At 35.4% G+C, this 15,886-nt stretch carries 14 protein-coding genes; 9 read left to right on the forward strand and 5 right to left on the reverse strand.

Annotated elements, in window-relative coordinates:
* The first annotated feature begins 23 nt into the window (after window positions 1-23).
* The 8 genes from acnA to FKR84_RS06445 all read left to right on the forward strand — a co-directional run bounded on the left by acnA (window position 24) and on the right by FKR84_RS06445 (window position 9,108).
* Complete coding sequence (gene acnA / locus FKR84_RS06410) at window positions 24-2,798, forward strand: aconitate hydratase AcnA (protein WP_141421475.1); 2,775 nt, start codon at window positions 24-26, stop codon at window positions 2,796-2,798.
* A 360-nt stretch (window positions 2,799-3,158) separates the two neighbouring features.
* Window positions 3,159-3,563, forward strand: coding sequence for a hypothetical protein (locus FKR84_RS06415; RefSeq protein ID WP_141421476.1), 405 nt, complete (start codon window positions 3,159-3,161; stop codon window positions 3,561-3,563).
* Window positions 3,564-3,685: 122 nt separating this feature from the next.
* Complete coding sequence (locus FKR84_RS06420; RefSeq protein ID WP_141421477.1) at window positions 3,686-4,147, forward strand: hypothetical protein; 462 nt, start codon at window positions 3,686-3,688, stop codon at window positions 4,145-4,147.
* Between the two features lie 73 nt (window positions 4,148-4,220).
* Window positions 4,221-4,463 (forward strand): type II toxin-antitoxin system ParD family antitoxin, encoded by a 243-nt coding sequence (locus FKR84_RS06425; protein ID WP_141421478.1) that lies wholly within the window; start codon window positions 4,221-4,223, stop codon window positions 4,461-4,463.
* Window positions 4,460-4,759 carry a type II toxin-antitoxin system RelE/ParE family toxin gene (locus FKR84_RS06430; RefSeq protein WP_141421479.1) on the forward strand — a complete coding sequence of 100 codons (300 nt, stop codon included), beginning with the start codon at window positions 4,460-4,462 and terminating at the stop codon, window positions 4,757-4,759. The genes FKR84_RS06425 and FKR84_RS06430 overlap by 4 nt, the downstream gene beginning before the upstream one ends.
* 706 nt (window positions 4,760-5,465) lie before the next feature.
* Window positions 5,466-6,695 (forward strand): S8 family peptidase, encoded by a 1,230-nt coding sequence (locus FKR84_RS06435; RefSeq protein ID WP_141421480.1) that lies wholly within the window; start codon window positions 5,466-5,468, stop codon window positions 6,693-6,695.
* On the forward strand, window positions 6,628-8,331 hold the full coding sequence (locus FKR84_RS06440) for a hypothetical protein (protein WP_141421481.1): 1,704 nt from the start codon (window positions 6,628-6,630) through the stop codon (window positions 8,329-8,331). The genes FKR84_RS06435 and FKR84_RS06440 overlap by 68 nt, the downstream gene beginning before the upstream one ends.
* 12 nt (window positions 8,332-8,343) lie before the next feature.
* The gene (locus FKR84_RS06445) at window positions 8,344-9,108 is read left to right on the forward strand and encodes a T9SS type A sorting domain-containing protein (protein WP_141421482.1); all 765 of its coding nucleotides are present in this window, start codon (window positions 8,344-8,346) and stop codon (window positions 9,106-9,108) included.
* Window positions 9,109-9,199: 91 nt separating this feature from the next.
* On the opposite strand, the gene FKR84_RS06450 is transcribed toward FKR84_RS06445, so the two are convergent.
* Window positions 9,200-9,712, reverse strand: a complete 513-nt coding sequence (locus tag FKR84_RS06450; RefSeq protein ID WP_141421483.1) for a hemerythrin domain-containing protein — start codon at window positions 9,710-9,712, stop codon at window positions 9,200-9,202.
* A gap of 410 nt (window positions 9,713-10,122) precedes the next feature.
* On the opposite strand from FKR84_RS06450, the gene FKR84_RS06455 reads away from it, so the two are divergent.
* On the forward strand, window positions 10,123-11,238 hold the full coding sequence (locus tag FKR84_RS06455) for a DUF2914 domain-containing protein (RefSeq protein WP_141421484.1): 1,116 nt from the start codon (window positions 10,123-10,125) through the stop codon (window positions 11,236-11,238).
* Between the two features lie 111 nt (window positions 11,239-11,349).
* On the opposite strand, the gene FKR84_RS06460 is transcribed toward FKR84_RS06455, so the two are convergent.
* From FKR84_RS06460 to FKR84_RS06475, 4 genes are all read right to left on the reverse strand, one after another.
* Window positions 11,350-12,333, reverse strand: coding sequence for a hypothetical protein (locus FKR84_RS06460; RefSeq protein WP_141421485.1), 984 nt, complete (start codon window positions 12,331-12,333; stop codon window positions 11,350-11,352).
* A gap of 217 nt (window positions 12,334-12,550) precedes the next feature.
* On the reverse strand, window positions 12,551-13,447 hold the full coding sequence (locus FKR84_RS06465) for a DMT family transporter (RefSeq protein ID WP_141421486.1): 897 nt from the start codon (window positions 13,445-13,447) through the stop codon (window positions 12,551-12,553).
* Window positions 13,448-13,796: 349 nt separating this feature from the next.
* Window positions 13,797-14,237, reverse strand: a complete 441-nt coding sequence (locus FKR84_RS06470; RefSeq protein ID WP_141421487.1) for a DUF2141 domain-containing protein — start codon at window positions 14,235-14,237, stop codon at window positions 13,797-13,799.
* A gap of 251 nt (window positions 14,238-14,488) precedes the next feature.
* Window positions 14,489-15,871, reverse strand: a complete 1,383-nt coding sequence (locus tag FKR84_RS06475; RefSeq protein ID WP_141421488.1) for an NAD(P)-binding domain-containing protein — start codon at window positions 15,869-15,871, stop codon at window positions 14,489-14,491.
* Window positions 15,872-15,886 lie beyond the last annotated feature (15 nt).

Raw genomic sequence — 15,886 nt, forward strand, 5'->3', positions numbered from 1 at the left:
ACCATCCTTAAAATTGACAAGCTATGAAAGAAACTATTCAAAAAATTACCAAAACCTTAAAAACAGCCAATGGCGATTTAAAATATATCAGTCTTAAAGACTTTGCGGAAGAATATCCTAAGGTAAAAAAATTGCCATTTTCCATAAAGATATTATTAGAAAATGCTTTACGGAATTATGATGGCTTTTTGGTAGAAGATCAGCATATCACAGATTTGGTAAATTGGAACCCAAAAGGAAGCAAAAGTTCTGTTCCTTACAAACCTGCAAGGGTTTTAATGCAAGATTTTACCGGTGTTCCCGCCGTTGTAGATATTGCAGCAATACGCTCTGAAGCTATTAGAAAAGGAAAAGACGGCGCTAAGATAAACCCAAAAGTACCGGTAGATTTAATTATAGACCACTCGGTGCAAGTAGATTTCTTTGGGACAGATTACGCCTACAAGAAAAACGTAGAATACGAATATAAACGAAACAAAGAACGTTACGAAGTTTTAAAATGGGCGCAAAACGCCTTCGAAAACTTTACCGTAGTGCCACCGGGAATGGGAATTTGTCACCAGGTAAATTTAGAATACCTGGCAAAAGGTGTTGTTAACCGGGACGGTTGGGCTTTTCCCGATACTTTGGTTGGTACAGATTCGCACACGCCAATGGTAAACGGAATTGGCGTTGTTGGTTGGGGCGTTGGCGGTATAGACGCAGAAGCAGCTCTTTTAGGGCAACCTATTTATTTTTCGGCACCAAAAGTAATCGGCTTAAAATTAGAAGGGAAGCTACCGGAAGGCATTACCTCTACAGATATGGTTTTAGAAATTACCAAAGTGCTTAGAGATTATGGCGTGGTAGGAGATTTTGTAGAAGTTTTTGGCGATGGTTTAGATTATCTTTCGGTACCCGATAGAGGAACTATTTCTAATATGTCTCCGGAGTTTGGTTGTACGGTAACTTATTTTCCTATAGACGACCAAACTATACGTTATATGGAGCAAACCAACAGAGATCAAGACCAATTAGATTTGGTACAAGATTACTGTAAAAATAATCTGTTATGGCGTACGGGCGAAGAAGATATAAAGTATAGCGATGTGGTAACCGTAAACTTAGACGATTTAGAACCTTCTGTTTCGGGGCCAAAATTGCCACAACAAAAAATTCTCGCAAAAGATTTAAAAAGTAAATTTACCGATATTTTAAAAGAAGCGCACGGCCGGGATTATCTCTCTCCTAAAAAAAGAGAAACTTGGTATAGCGAAGGCGGCTCCGGTACAAAATTCAATAAACAATTTAGAGAGCAAGAAGTAGATGCAGAAATATCTGTAGAAAAAGACGATGTTTTACATTCGGTAAATATATCGCAAGGCAATGAGCAATATTCTTTAAGCGATGGTTCTATTGTGGTAGCCGCAATTACTTCGTGTACCAACACCTCTAATCCATCTGTAATGTTGGGCGCAGGTTTGGTTGCCAGAAAAGCAATTCAAAAAGGAATAGATGTAAAACCTTGGGTAAAAACATCTTTGGCACCCGGATCTAAAGTAGTTACCAATTATTTAAAACGCGCCGGTTTGTTAGAAGATTTGGAAGCCTTGCGTTTTCACGTAGTAGGTTACGGTTGTACTACTTGTATAGGAAATTCCGGTCCTCTACCGCCGCATATTGATAAAGCAGTAGACGAAGGAGAATTAATTGTAGCTTCTGTTTTAAGCGGTAACCGAAATTTTGAAGCTAGAATTCACAACAAAATTGAAATGAACTTTTTAGCATCGCCAATGTTGGTGGTTGCCTATGCTATTGCGGGTCGTGTAGATATTAATTTAATGGAAGACCCTTTAACCAAAGACGCTAATGGCAAAAATGTTTACTTAAAAGATTTATGGCCAACTCAAGACGAAATACAAAAAGCCATAGAGTCTGCCACTTCTAAAGAAGATTACGCCAAAGAATACGAAGTTATTTTTGACGGAGAAGAGCAATGGCAAAAATTAGAAGCGCCAACCGGTTTGGATTACGAGTGGAAAGACGATTCTACTTATATTAAAGAAATTCCGTTTTTTAAAGACATTAGTGAAGAACCGGAGCAACTTAAAAATATTGAAAACGCGCGCGTACTGATCAAGGTGGGCGACTCGGTTACCACCGATCACATTTCTCCCGCCGGTCTGTTCTCTGAAGATTCTGACGCCGGAAAGTATTTGCAAAGCAAAAGCATAGAAAAAAAGATGTTTAACTCGTATGGTTCCAGACGTGGTAATCACGAAGTTATGATGCGCGGTACTTTTGCCAACGTAAGAATAAACAACCAAATAGCTAATAAAAAAGGAGGTTATACCACCTATTTCCCAGACGACGAAGAAACTACGGTTTATGACGCAGCTATGCGTTATAAAGAAAGCGAAACGCCTTTAGTAGTTCTTGCCGGAACCCAATACGGCTCCGGATCTTCTAGAGACTGGGCCGCAAAAGGAACTATTTTATTGGGAGTAAAAGCCGTTATCGCAGCTTCTTACGAGCGTATACACCGTTCTAACTTAGTTGGTATGGGCGTTTTACCTTTAAAATTTAAAGATGGCGAAAATGCCGATACTTTAGAACTTACAGGTAAAGAAACCATTAGCATAAAAGGTATAGAAGCAGGTTTAGAACCCGGACAAGAATTAGACGTAGTAGCAGAAAACGAAGACGGTAAAAAAACCGAGTTTAAAGTAATTCTACGATTAGATTCTAAAATTGAAGTAGAGTACGTAAAACACGGAGGTATTTTACAATATGTATTGCGTCAATTTTTAGATGAATAGTTCTTATTAATAATAAAAAGATTACGCTTTCGCGGAATGAAATCGGGAGTATCAAAAAAAATTGGTACTCCCTATTTTGTTTTATATACTTCCGATAAAACCAAAATGTCAAACCGAGCGCAGTCGAGGTTTATTAGAATGCAAAAAAATAGGTTCTATCCCTACTTTATTTTAATAATTTTCTAAAAAATTAAATTGTAAAAGCCTCTTTTTCAACTAGTTTTTTACCCCATACGGTTGTCTATAAGTAAAATGATGTCAATTTGGTAATGTTTTTAAGATAAAAAGATATATTTGTGCGTTTAAAGGTGCGATTGGAGCAGTTTACACATTTTTTAAACACATTACAAAACAATCACAATGAAAAAATTTTTACTTTTATTCTTAACACTAGGAATGTTAACCGCTTGTTCATCAGACGATGATAACGCTTCTTCAGATAAAGTTACTTCTATAGACATTACACTTGAAGATGCTAATGGAGAAAAGGTAGAAGGCGTAGTAGTTTATGCCTATAACGAAAACACTTGGGAAACAATTGGCGAAGATACACTGTTTGCTAATTTTCAAGCTGCTTCGGGAGAAGATGGTGTAGCCACTTTTTCTAATTTGACAACAGACACTACTTTTAACGAAATAACAAATTATTCTCAAACATTTAGATTTTCCGCTTATTATACTGCTGGTGGTACAGATAAGATTAAAACCAAAGCAATTTCTTTTGAGTTAGGAGAAGATAAGTCAGAAACCATAATTTTAGACTAATAACAAAACTGAACTGCTCTAATCTGCTTTTATTCTTTGGAAAGAGTTTAACTTTTATTGTCCAAACAACAATAATATGACCCCAGTATTTGCTAACAGACAACCAACCTAAACCAAAAACCATGAAAAACAAAAATTTTTTAAAATTCTTCATAATACTATTATTTTTTTCCTTCTCCATTACCAGCATAGGTCAAAATAGTCCGGAAGAAATAGTAGCAGAATTCTTTACAGTTTATAAAAATGATGGTGCATCAAAAGCTTTAGATAATCTTTATGCCAACAATAAATGGATGAGTCGCGCTACAGACGATATCACTCAATTAAAACAGCAAATAGGAACTTTAAACGAAGATTACGTGGGGAAGTATTATGGTTATGAATTGATTGTAAAGAAAAAATTATCCAATAGCTTCATTTTGATGAGTTATTTAGTAAAATATGACCGACAGCCAATTCGTTTTACATTTCAATTTTATAAACCCTCTGATAATTGGCGCACACACAGTTTTAAATACGATGGCGGCATTGACACAGAAATTGAAGAATCTGCAAAGGTTTATTATTTAGACTTAGAGAAATAAGTTTTTAATGCTATTTGTGTGCGATTTGCGCACGTTACCAAGGTTTGGTATATTTGATTAAATAATATCCAAAATGGGAAAGAATACATCAATATCACTCGGAAATCATTTTGAGGAATTCATTAAGGAAGAGGTGAAATCTGGAAGATACGGCTCCGTAAGCGAAGTTATCCGTTCTGCTTTAAGACTTTTAGAAAGAGAGGAAAAAAAAGAAAGAGAACTTATAAAAGCTCTCAAAATTGGAGAACAAAGTGGGTTTGTTGAGAATTTTGATCCAAAGCAAAACCTGGAAGAACTGCATCGCAAGTATTTATGAGTAAAAACCAATACCGAATAAGTCAAGAGGCGATCAAGGATTTAAGTAAAATTTGGGTTTATACTTTAAATAAATGGTCTAGAGAACAAGCTGATAGGTACTACAATCTAATAATTACAGAAATTGAATTTATAGCCGATAATTTTATGACAGGAAAATCGGCAGAACAAACACGAAAAAACTATCGTGTAACTAAATTAAAATCGCATCTCATATTTTATAAAAAAGTAGAAAATGACATCGTAGAAATTGTTAGAATTTTACACCAACGAATGGATATTAAAAAACGACTGTAGTAAAAAAACTGCATACAATTATAGCGTCCCAACGCTTCGGGTAACTAAGCCCCGGATATATTAACTCAAAATTCTTAAAGTCTCTACCTAAGCGCAAATAACCCATTATAACCCGTAACTTACGGTTATACAAGACAGTTATAATCAAAACTACTCTACAGATTTAAAAAACTTTTTTACCTAAAAAATTAGATGCCAAAGTGAGACTTTGTTAAAAGATTACCAACTAAATTTAACTTCGTTTGCAACCGAATAATTTGCCCCCTTAGTTCAGGCTTTTTTAGCTTTTATAACGCGAAAGTAAAAAGAATCTCCACTTCTTTACAGCTAAAAAACAAGATAATAATATAAAAACCCGGAATACGTATATTCTTAATTGGAAAACTTCGTAAAAGAAGCAATATATAGGAAACACGCGAAATTTATTAGCATTCTAATCCTTGTATCAATTGCTCCAATCTATTATTTTATCTGCCAAACCGCAAGCATTTTCTTTTATAATTCATAAACTATTAAAGACAAGAGCAGTAAAATCGTTTTATTTATGTTAAAATTTTAAAAAATAGTTATATTTGCTTTTATAAGCAGTTATACAACAAAATTAATATTACAATTTTGAAATAGAACAAAAGAAACTCTAAAAGGCAATACTGCAAGCATCCTAATTACAGAAAATAGGATGCGATTATTTTAAATACTTTGAGTTATGAAAAAAATTATTTTATTGTTCACTTTATTAGTATCGACTCCCTACATCTATGGTCAAGAACTTGATTATTATTATGTTGAATTTAAAGAAGGATACGTACCTCAACAGTTCCAAAAAGCACAGAACGCAGACCAGACCTTGACACTCTCTATGCAAAATGCAGATTTAGCTATGGCTTTAAATGCGAAACCTATCTATACTTTTGAGAGGGCATTTCATAACAATTTAAACCCTGTTTTAGATAGGATTTACTTGGTTTCTATAACTCAAGGGGTTTCACTTAGTGAATTAGCTTCTAGGCATGATGTCGTACGTATAGAGCAAGTTTTTTTTAATGAAGAGCTTGCTACAGAATCATCAGCATCTTTTACAGTTTTACCTGATGATTTTGAGGACATTGTAACAGGAGGGAGAAATACTGCTTTAGATTTAATAAGAGCACCATTGGCTTGGACGATCACTAGAGGGGAAGGGCAAATAATTGGTTGGTCTGATGCTAAGATTAATTATCATGAAGATTTGGTTGGTAAAGTAATTTATGAGTTAGATGTACCCCCTTATCCAGGAAATAATACTCACGGTGCTGCTACAGCAGGCATGGCTGTTGCCAACACCAATAATAATATGGGCATTGCTTCTGTTGCACCAGAAGCTGTGATTGCCTCTTCGCCCGATATACATCTTTTTAATATTGAAGCTCTTGTTATGGAAATACCGGAGATACGGGTAATTAATGCCAGTTGGGGCGGTTGTAGGTATAACCCTAGCCCAACCGATTCATTGAAATACCAAGATTTGTTAGATCAAGGCTATTTGGTGGTAGCCGCTGGGGGCAATGGGCCGTGCCCAGAAAATACCCTTTATTACCCTGCTTCTTATGCTGCAACTATAGGCGTTACAACGGTGGGACATCGTGTAGCACCTACTTACTATCACGATATAATAGATGGTGGCGGCACAGTACCTGGATACTACAGGTCTTGGAAAGATGTATATTTATTTAGACCGGATATCTCTAATACTTTTAGCCATAACCTTAGGGCAAATCTAGATGTTACTGCTCCAGGGCAGTTACTAACAGGAATTAAGATTGATGACACCACAGAGCCTTGGACTTCAACTTATAATACAAAGACCGCGACCTCTCCAACTGCCCCCATTGTTACTTACAGGAATAGCAGCGCTTGTCTTTGCAGCCAATCCAAATTTAACCGCTCAGCAGGCTAAAGACATCATTATTAATACTACCGATGATATATACCACATCCCTTGGAACCAACCATTTGTTGGCCAATTAGGCAGCGGGCGGGTAAACGCCTACAGAGCTGTATTAACTGCCAAATGTATGGACGACCCTAACTACATTGGAGAGCTGGATTTAATGGTTCGCAATTCTATGGTAGATTATGGCGTTGAGCCAGATATAAATACAGGCAATGTGATGTGGAATAGTTCTGAAATTTGGGTACGAAACAATGCTGGAGAAAGCTATATTGATGTGCATCAAAACCCTGAATATGACCCGGTAAACCCTAATTTTGTAAATGTAAGGGTAACCAATAGAAGTTGTGTAACGTCTTCTGGCAATGAGCAGTTAAAACTCTATTGGTCAAAAGCCAATACCGCTTTAAGTTGGCCCGCTCCTTGGGATGGCTCCTTAACTGTAGGGAACAATGTTCCCTTGGGCGGAGAAGTGGGCTCTCTTACCATTCCATCCTTACAACCCGGTCAAGAAGCCGTTCTTGAGTTTGAATGGATGGTACCCAATCCTCAAGATTATATTGATTTAAATCCCAATCCTTGGCACTTTTGTTTATTGGCCCGCATTGAATCTAATGATGACCCTATGACCAATGAAGAAACCGATGTGGTGATTACTTCTAATGTAATGAACAACAATAATATTGGCTGGAAAAACACCACAGTGATTGATGTTAACCCCAACACTCCCGCCATCGGGGGCGTGGTTGCTGTGAGTAATCCATATTCTCAATCAAAAAATTACAGTTTAGAACTTGTAGTTGACCAAACAGACAGACCTAATGTAAATGGAAAAAAACTTTTTGAAGAAGCTGAAATTGGTATTGAAATGGACGATATTTTATACGCCGCTTGGGAGCGAGGTAATAAAAAGGGTTCTCATTTTAAAACCACACACAACCCCAAGAAAATAATTGTAACTGATACTGTAACACTCATTGACAACATTCAATTTGCACCTAATGAGCTTGGATCCCTTTATTTAACTTTTAATTTTTTAACAAAAGAGCTTTCCAACAAACATAAATACACCTACCACGTTTTTCAAAAAGACCTGTCAAACGGCGAGATTACTGGTGGCGAAACCTATAAAATAAGAAAAAAATCCCGCCCAACTTTTACTGCAGATGCCGGCAACAATAAAGAAATTTATCGCAGTGAGAGCGTTACCCTTGAAGCTTCTGAGATTAATGAAGACGCCGTTTATAATTGGTATGATGTGCACGGTAATTTGATACATACGGGAACCTCAATTACCGTATCACCTCAATTTACCCAACAGTATAAATTAGAGGTTATTTCTAACTTAGACGGTTTAAAAGATTATGACGAGACAGAAATAAAGGTAAACCCATACCGCATTGAAACCCTTGTACCAAATCCCGCCACCGCACAAGTAACGGTAAACTATTTGGCAACAGATGCCACCTCGGCTTATGTGATGGTGGTGCATCAAAACACGGGTAACACCAGCAATTACATTATTGACCCCCAAGTATTCTCGCATACCATAGACCTTAGCAATTTCGCTTCTGGGCTTTATTCCATCGTTTTGGTTTGTGACGGAGAAATACAAGAATCTAAAAATTTAATTAAACAATAAATAATTACTGTTATGAAAACACTTATAGAAATAAAAATAAAACTTGTTAAGTTATTCTCATTAGTTGTCTTGCTCCTCTCCTTTGGAGGGGGTGGAGGGGGACTTTATGCACAAGACACTGAGATTTTTAACCATAATTGGTATTTTGTAACTGGTGAATTGGATGGAGAAATATTTTTTCAACCTCCAGAAGAACACATCATAGTAGTAAGTTTTAGTAATGATGAGATATATTTGTGCTACCCCAGTTGTGATGAGTGTTTAAGCAATTATGTAGAAATATCAGCAGATAACTTTACAGTGTCTGATATTGAACCTTGGATAGTGCTAATAGGCGTTTGTAATCCGCCACAAAATGAATTTATGAATCTACATAATTCAATTTATTTTTTTAGTCATGAAAATTCAAAAAACCCCTTCACCTACACCATAGAATCCGTTAATGATTACTTACAACTCACCATCACAAACGGCGAGGGGGACTGGGCAGTATATAATAGTGTATTATTATCTGCCCAAGATTTATATTTTAATACGTTTAGAATTTATCCTAATCCGACAGAAGAGGTCTTAAACATTAAAAATTTAAATAACTCAATAGTTGATGTTGCTGTCTATGTGTTTAACATAAACGGTAAGCTAGTTAAATCCGAAGCCATAGAAAAAGCTAATTCCAATATTTCATTAAATGTTAGTCATTTAAAAAGTGGACTATATTTTTTGACAATTGAAAATAAAAATGGCTTCAAGCAAAACTTGAAATTCGTTAAACAATAGCCTATTAGATTCCTACATAATATGGGATATTATGAATAGCGGTTTTCGCCTCAATTTGAAAATTACACTTTAATAGACAGTATAAACAGACCTAAACCCTCGCCACAATTCCGTCATAATCATAACCGGCTCTTTTTAAAATACGCTTGGCGGCTTTTAAAACCGCGGGAGAAGCGTTTGGCTCAAGTACCGGTACCGGAGTTACTTTTTTGAGTTGTTCTAATATCTCTTCGGTTTGGCCTTGGGTTAGGTTTTCACAGATGTCATACATACCGCCTTTAATTTCTTCGGCTTCGTCGTGTTTTTCTAAAACGTGCCCCAATACTTTTAACAATTCTTTATTTGGCGGTACGGCCATTAAAGTAGTTATAGCGCCGTGTTCTAACCTAAATCGTTCAAAATTTGGTAAAGGCTCTCCCCCATTTGCTATTTTGGCCGCCGGAAACAAGACTTTTTCTTCCATTTTTATATGGGTCAATAAGCCAATTCTAAATTCTCTATATAAATCTTTGTCTACATTATCCGGATCTTTTGTGGCTTTTTCTAAAAGTGTGTCCAATCGTCGGTGATCTTCCGTAAAGAAATTATAAATGGGTTTTTTCATAAAGCAGTAATTGGTTGACTGGTGAATTGGTTAACTCGTTGACTGGCTAATCAGTAAAAATACGGTTTTCGAGTGAAATTTGTGAAGCGATAGCGAAACAAATATTGTATCTAAGAAAATGCAATAGTAATTTCAACTAGTTCCTAAAACATCCCAAACCTGTCATTCTGAAAAAATCTGACGAAGGAAAGATTTTATTCAGAATCCCGTTGTTTGTTTTTCATAAAGCGGTAATTGGTTGACTGGTGAATTGGTTAACTCGTTGACTGGCTAATCAGTAAAAATACGGTTTTCGAGTGAAATTTGTGAAGCGATAGCGAAACAAATTTAGTATCGAGAAAAAGATTAGCATAGCGTTTGTTCTTAAAATCCTATATTTTTTATACTTTTCGGCTTCTTCCGTAAAGACTATGAACAACACTTTAAAACGCTATAAAAATAGCCGGTTCCGTAAATTTATCCGTAGGCATCAAAAATATCTACCGGTACTTTTCTTTATTGGTGGATTTATTTTTGATAGTTTAACCCTGGGGCGAATTGACAGAGTGTACGACCTATCTGTTTTGTGTTTGCATATGACGCTTTTATCGGTTACGCTTTATCTTTATAACCTGATGGATGACGGCAAATGGAAAAATACGTTTTTAGAAAAATACCAACTTTATTTTCCGCTGGCTATTCAGTTTTTCTTTGGCGGACTTTCCAGCGCTTATGTTATTTATTTTGCCAGAAGTGTTTCGTTATCCAAAACCATAAGTTTCTTTATAATTTTAGTGGCTTTATTGCTGGCAAACGAATTTCTAAAAAAGCGTATTTCTAATAAATATTTACAGTTCAGCATTTATTTCTTTGTCAATTTTACCTTTTTTACGTTTATGATTCCGGTTTTTATAAAGGAAATGAATACAACGGTTTTTATTGTTTCGGGGTTAATTAGCCTTGGCGTTACGCTTTTTTTAATAAGTTTTATTTATGCCAAAAGTCCCAGTACACGTCTAGAAATACGCATTACCAAACTTTTGGGCATTATCGTGGCAATGTACATAAGTATAAACCTTTTTTATTTTACCAATCTTATTCCGCCCGTGCCATTGGCTTTAGAATCTGGAATGGTAGCACATCAGATAAGAAAAGAAAACAATAACTATTTTGTAACCTACGAGCGCGACGATTGGTATATATTTTGGCGCGATCACCGACTTAAATTTATACACCAACCCGGAGAAAAAGTTTTTGTTTTTACGTCTATTTTCGCCCCAACCGAAATTAAAAAATCTGTTGCGCACCGCTGGAAATATTTCAATAAAAAAACAGATGAATGGCAGGTTGCAGACCGTATAGACTACAAAATAACAGGTGGTAGAGATGCCGGGTACCGCGGTTATACCTTTAAGGAAAATATAAAACCCGGTTTATGGAAGGTAGATGTTATTACCGAAGAAGGCTTGATACTTGGTGTGATAAATTTTGAAATAATTACCAATCCAAATCTAAAACCCAAACGAATTATTGAACGAAGGTTTTGATTAGAAGCTGTAAGCGTTGAAATCAGGGATTAGGGAAAATTTAAAATTCTCAACTACTAACTACTCTATACTCGATACTGAATACTCAATACTAACTACTCAATACTATCACTAAAACGGCAGCTTAATCGTTTCCGGGTTTATAAATTCTTTGGTATACGGATTTTCCAAAAAGCTAAGTGGTGGTTTTTGAAAGCGTAAAATATTTTCCCGTTCAATACCGTAAACCTGCCAATAATTAGCCAACAATTGTGCAAATAAATCGTCATTCCATAAGCCAAAAATAGCTTCATCGGTAGACTTTTCGGGTTGTATAGCTTCTATACTAATTCCGTTATCGGTATTCTCAATTTTTTGTTGTGGCTTATGCTGCATTATATAATCTAAATAATGAAATCTGGCGTACAACTCCTCAAACTGAATGGGATGCAACACGTGATCTTTCATTTTTTCTAAAGTTTCTTTTTGATTTTCTTTTATTATCCCGTTGTCTTGCAAACACGCTATAAAACCAAAACCGTTTACCCCAAAAGAAAACATCAAACTAATAGGATCGTCGCGATAGCTAAAAATATCTGCCGAATATTTTAGTGGAAACACAACAATGCTCCACGGTCTTTTTCCTACAAATTTTACCGGTTCTATAATAGATTGCAGCATTAAATGAAATTTGCCAAACCTATCTCTAAGGTGTAAAGAAAGCTGAAAATCTTTCCCTTTTTTTAGCTGCGTATCTCTTTCGTAAAGCATTTCGTAATACAGCAAGCCGTACACGATTCTGCCCGTCCATAAAAACAAATCTTCCTCTTCTAAAGCGGCCATTCCTTCATAACCCTTATCGTAAGCAACTTTTACTTTTGCATCTAAGTCTAAAAAAGCTTTTTTCACTTCCGTGGAACAAGGTAATTGCAGATCTTGGTAATGATAGGTTTTTGTTTTATCCATCATTTCAACTTTCTCTTCTTCCAATTTAAAATGTTGCATTAACCACTTTGGAAAGACAGTCATCTTTTCTGTGGTTAAAGTACCGGTAAGAAAGCAAAATTGATTGTCAAAAATCAATTCTTGATACGGATTAAAAAGCATTTCGGCCATAAGGCAATAAGATTTTAAGCTTAGCTATTTTCCTACAAAGATAGTTATAAACCCTTGTTTACTTCAAGCAATTTTACCGAAGATTAACCAGAAATTTAAAGCTTTTTTCCGTAAAGTGAGAAGTACTTAAACTTTTAATTTTCCGTAAAGAAAAACTTCACCTAAAAACCTAATAATCAATTGTTTTTATAAAATTCTTTTCTAAAGCGAAGCAAAATTATCTAGGCGTTACTTGTGGCTTCTTTTTCTTTTCCCTAATTAAATAAATACCTATTAAAATAAGCAAGGCGCCAAGAAGATACCAAATGGTAAATTGCTCGCCATCTAAAATTCCCCACATAACCGCTACAACCGGTAATAAATAGGAAACCGTACTGGCAAAAACTGCAGACGTATCTTGAATTAGTTTATAGAAAAGCATAATACCTATTGCCGTTCCAAAAATGCTTAAAATACTTAAAAAGCCTAAAGCTTTATAAGCTTCTGCATTGTATTCTATACCAAAAAATCCGGAGAAAATAAGAATTATAATAGAAGGAAACATCCAAATAGTAAACACACTGCTCGAAACATGAATAGATTTTACTTCTTGCAGTTTTAACTTGATTATAAGCGCAGAAACGGCATAAGAACCCGAAGCAAGAACCATTAGCAGCGTATACGCCAACTGACTTTCTTGCGTCGTTTTCTCTGAAAAATATAAAAGTGTTGCGGCACCAATAAACCCGGTAACAGCGCCAATAACCTGAATGGTTTTACTGCGTATTCCAAAAAATAAAAACCCGAAAACCAACACAAAAACCGGCTCTAAACTGTTGATTATTCCAGCTAAAGAACTACTAACTTGCGTTTGTGCGATAGGAAATAAAAACATAGGTAAAAAGTTACCAAAAAATCCGGCTGCCGCTACCCATAAGGCGTCACGCAATTTCATTTTCCGTAAAGCGGGTAACCCGATAAATACCAAAATTAATCCGGAAAGTCCCACCCGAAATGCTCCTATTTGATAAGGAGAAAAAACAGGTAGAGATTTTTTTATAAGAATAAAAGAGCTGCCCCAAGTCAAAGCCATTATTATTAGTAAAAACCATTTATTTTTGTAAAAAGCCTGCATACTGTAATTTTTAAAAAGTAGCCAATAAGAAAGCCTTGTTTATAAAAACTGCCGACTTAACCGGAAAACAAGTTTGGCTTGTTGACCGAAACATTAAACCGCTGTACAGTAAATACATACAACTGAAAACCACTTATGGGAGAACTACTTAAAATTTAGATTTTGCAAAGGTAAAACTTAAAACAAGGAGAATTTAGCAATAATTTTTATTAACAAGAATTTAATTTTCTTTTTCTGTTTGAATAAATAAGACTAAAGAGAGGCTTGAACCAAATTTCCAAGACTTGCCTATATTAAAGATTTCAGAGCTTGTTCTCGAAAGTGATAAATTTTTATTTTGAAGCTGTTTTTAATGAATTAGAGAGATATTCATTTGTGTATTTTCTTTTAACTCAAATTGACAATCTTCGTATGAAGGCGGCGAAAACCTTGGCTTTACATTATTAGAAAAAGCATAGGGTTCTTTGGGAATACCAATAAAATTTCGGTTGCATTTGTCGTCGTCATTTTCGTCGTGGTATAAGGAAATGGCATAATTTCCTGCAGGCAAATCTTCTATTACCAATACTGCTTTTTTATTTTTAACTTCTATACTGTAGTTTTTATAGGCTTGGTCTGCTTCTAAAAACCTATCGCCAGTATTAAAAACACCAATTTCTATTTTACCTTTATTTTCTTTTATATTATCTATTTGTATTTCTAAAATTGGATTATTATCTGTAGTAGACTTATTTTCTACAGATGGATTCGCTAAAAAAATAAAAAACAAGAAGGCGGGTATATAAAACATAATCTAAATTTTTCTGTACTAAAATAAAAAATAAGAAGCTATTTTATACTTTAATCAAAAAGATTACCAAAGTTTTAACGCGGCAAGAAAATGTTTAATTTTTTTTGGACATCAGAAAATCCTTAGCAATTGTTACAATTTAAAATAGCTTTACGGAAATTTTTTTCCTAAAAAAAACCGATAAACAACCTAAGATTTTAGCAACCTTAAGCTGTTTATCGGCTATATAATGGGTGATTATTTATAAACCTTTATTCCGCTTCTTCGTTAACTATTTCTTCTACTTCTTCGTCAAAAGCAAGGTAACGTTCTTTACTATCGTCCAATTCATTCATCCAATCGGTATGGTGTTCTACGGCTTGTGTGCCGGTTACCACACTTTTAAACGTCTTGTCGCGATAGGTTAAAATATTATCTTCTTTGTCTTGTAACCATTCTTTAAACATTTCGGCTACTTTATCAACGTTAAAGTCTGGATAATCTGATAAAGCCAATAAATCTTTAATATAAGCCGACTGGAAATCTACGGCGTCTAAAGAATTTTCCATTTCGCCTAAGCGGTATAACCAGGCATCCATATCTTTTCTGCGCTCTTCTTTGCTTGGCAATTCTAAATTGCCCATCATATAATCACGCGCTACCCAAGCTTGTGCATCAAACATATTAAAGGTGTAATATTGGTCTTGCATCCCCAAGTAAATTAACTGTGGTAAATCGTTAAAAAAGATACCTTTATAAACCTGGTCCGGATAAAGATTGTTTTTGGTTTTTAAACGCATATTGTCCGGTAAAAACGGAAATTTATGCTGGTAACCCGTACACATTACTACGGCATCAAAATCTTCTGAAGTTCCGTCGCTAAAATGCGCGGTTTGACCATCAAAATATTTTAACAATGGCACTTCTTTAATACCATCTGGCCACTCTACCCCAATCGGGTTGCTACGGTAACTAAGCGTTACAGATTTGGCACCGTGTTTATAGCACTGTACGCCAATATCTTCTGCAGAATAACTACTACCAATTAATAATAGCTTTTGATTTTTAAACTGGTCTGCTCCCCTAAAATCGTGCGCGTGCATTACACCGCCTGGAAAATTTTCAATTCCTTTAAAATAAGGCATATTGGGCGTAGAAAAATGTCCGGATGCCACTACCAAATAATCAAATTCTTCTGCGTAGGTTTCGTCTTCTTTTAGGTTATCTAAAATAAGCGTAAACTTTTTGGTTTTCTCGTCAAAGCTTACCCAGCGCGCAGTTGTATCAAACCGAATGTAATCTCTGGCATTACTTTTTTTAATTCTTCCTTGTATATAATCAAATAAAACCGGTCTTGGCGGATAAGATGATAGCGGTTTTTTAAAATGTTCATCAAAAGAATAATCAGAAAACTCTAAACATTCTTTTGGGCCATTAGACCACAAATATTTGTACATGCTACCGTGTACCGGCTCGCCATATTTCCCTACTCCCGTTCTCCAGGAATAGTTCCACATACCGCCCCAATTACTTTGTTTTTCAAAACATACAATTTCCGGGGTTTCTATTCCTTCTTTTTGCAATGCTTCAAAAGCTCTTAATTGTGCCAAACCGCTTGGTCCTGCTCCAATAATTCCTATTCGTTTATTTTTCATATTATGCAATAATTT

This window comes from Haloflavibacter putidus (genome assembly GCF_006546625.1).
GTDB classification, from domain to species: Bacteria; Bacteroidota; Bacteroidia; order Flavobacteriales; family Flavobacteriaceae; genus Mesonia; species Mesonia putida.

Coding starts and splice junctions, on each gene's coding strand:
- FKR84_RS06455 (WP_141421484.1), top strand. CDS start 10,123: ATGAACAACACTTTAAAACGCTATAAAAATAGCCGGTTCCGTAAATTT.
- FKR84_RS06435 (WP_141421480.1), top strand. CDS start 5,466: ATGAAAAAAATTATTTTATTGTTCACTTTATTAGTATCGACTCCCTAC.
- FKR84_RS06415 (WP_141421476.1), top strand. CDS start 3,159: ATGAAAAAATTTTTACTTTTATTCTTAACACTAGGAATGTTAACCGCT.
- acnA (WP_141421475.1), top strand. CDS start 24: ATGAAAGAAACTATTCAAAAAATTACCAAAACCTTAAAAACAGCCAAT.
- FKR84_RS06430 (WP_141421479.1), top strand. CDS start 4,460: ATGAGTAAAAACCAATACCGAATAAGTCAAGAGGCGATCAAGGATTTA.
- FKR84_RS06450 (WP_141421483.1), bottom strand. CDS start 9,712: ATGAAAAAACCCATTTATAATTTCTTTACGGAAGATCACCGACGATTG.
- FKR84_RS06445 (WP_141421482.1), top strand. CDS start 8,344: ATGAAAACACTTATAGAAATAAAAATAAAACTTGTTAAGTTATTCTCA.
- FKR84_RS06425 (WP_141421478.1), top strand. CDS start 4,221: ATGGGAAAGAATACATCAATATCACTCGGAAATCATTTTGAGGAATTC.
- FKR84_RS06460 (WP_141421485.1), bottom strand. CDS start 12,333: ATGGCCGAAATGCTTTTTAATCCGTATCAAGAATTGATTTTTGACAAT.
- FKR84_RS06470 (WP_141421487.1), bottom strand. CDS start 14,237: ATGTTTTATATACCCGCCTTCTTGTTTTTTATTTTTTTAGCGAATCCA.
- FKR84_RS06465 (WP_141421486.1), bottom strand. CDS start 13,447: ATGCAGGCTTTTTACAAAAATAAATGGTTTTTACTAATAATAATGGCT.
- FKR84_RS06475 (WP_141421488.1), bottom strand. CDS start 15,871: ATGAAAAATAAACGAATAGGAATTATTGGAGCAGGACCAAGCGGTTTG.
- FKR84_RS06420 (WP_141421477.1), top strand. CDS start 3,686: ATGAAAAACAAAAATTTTTTAAAATTCTTCATAATACTATTATTTTTT.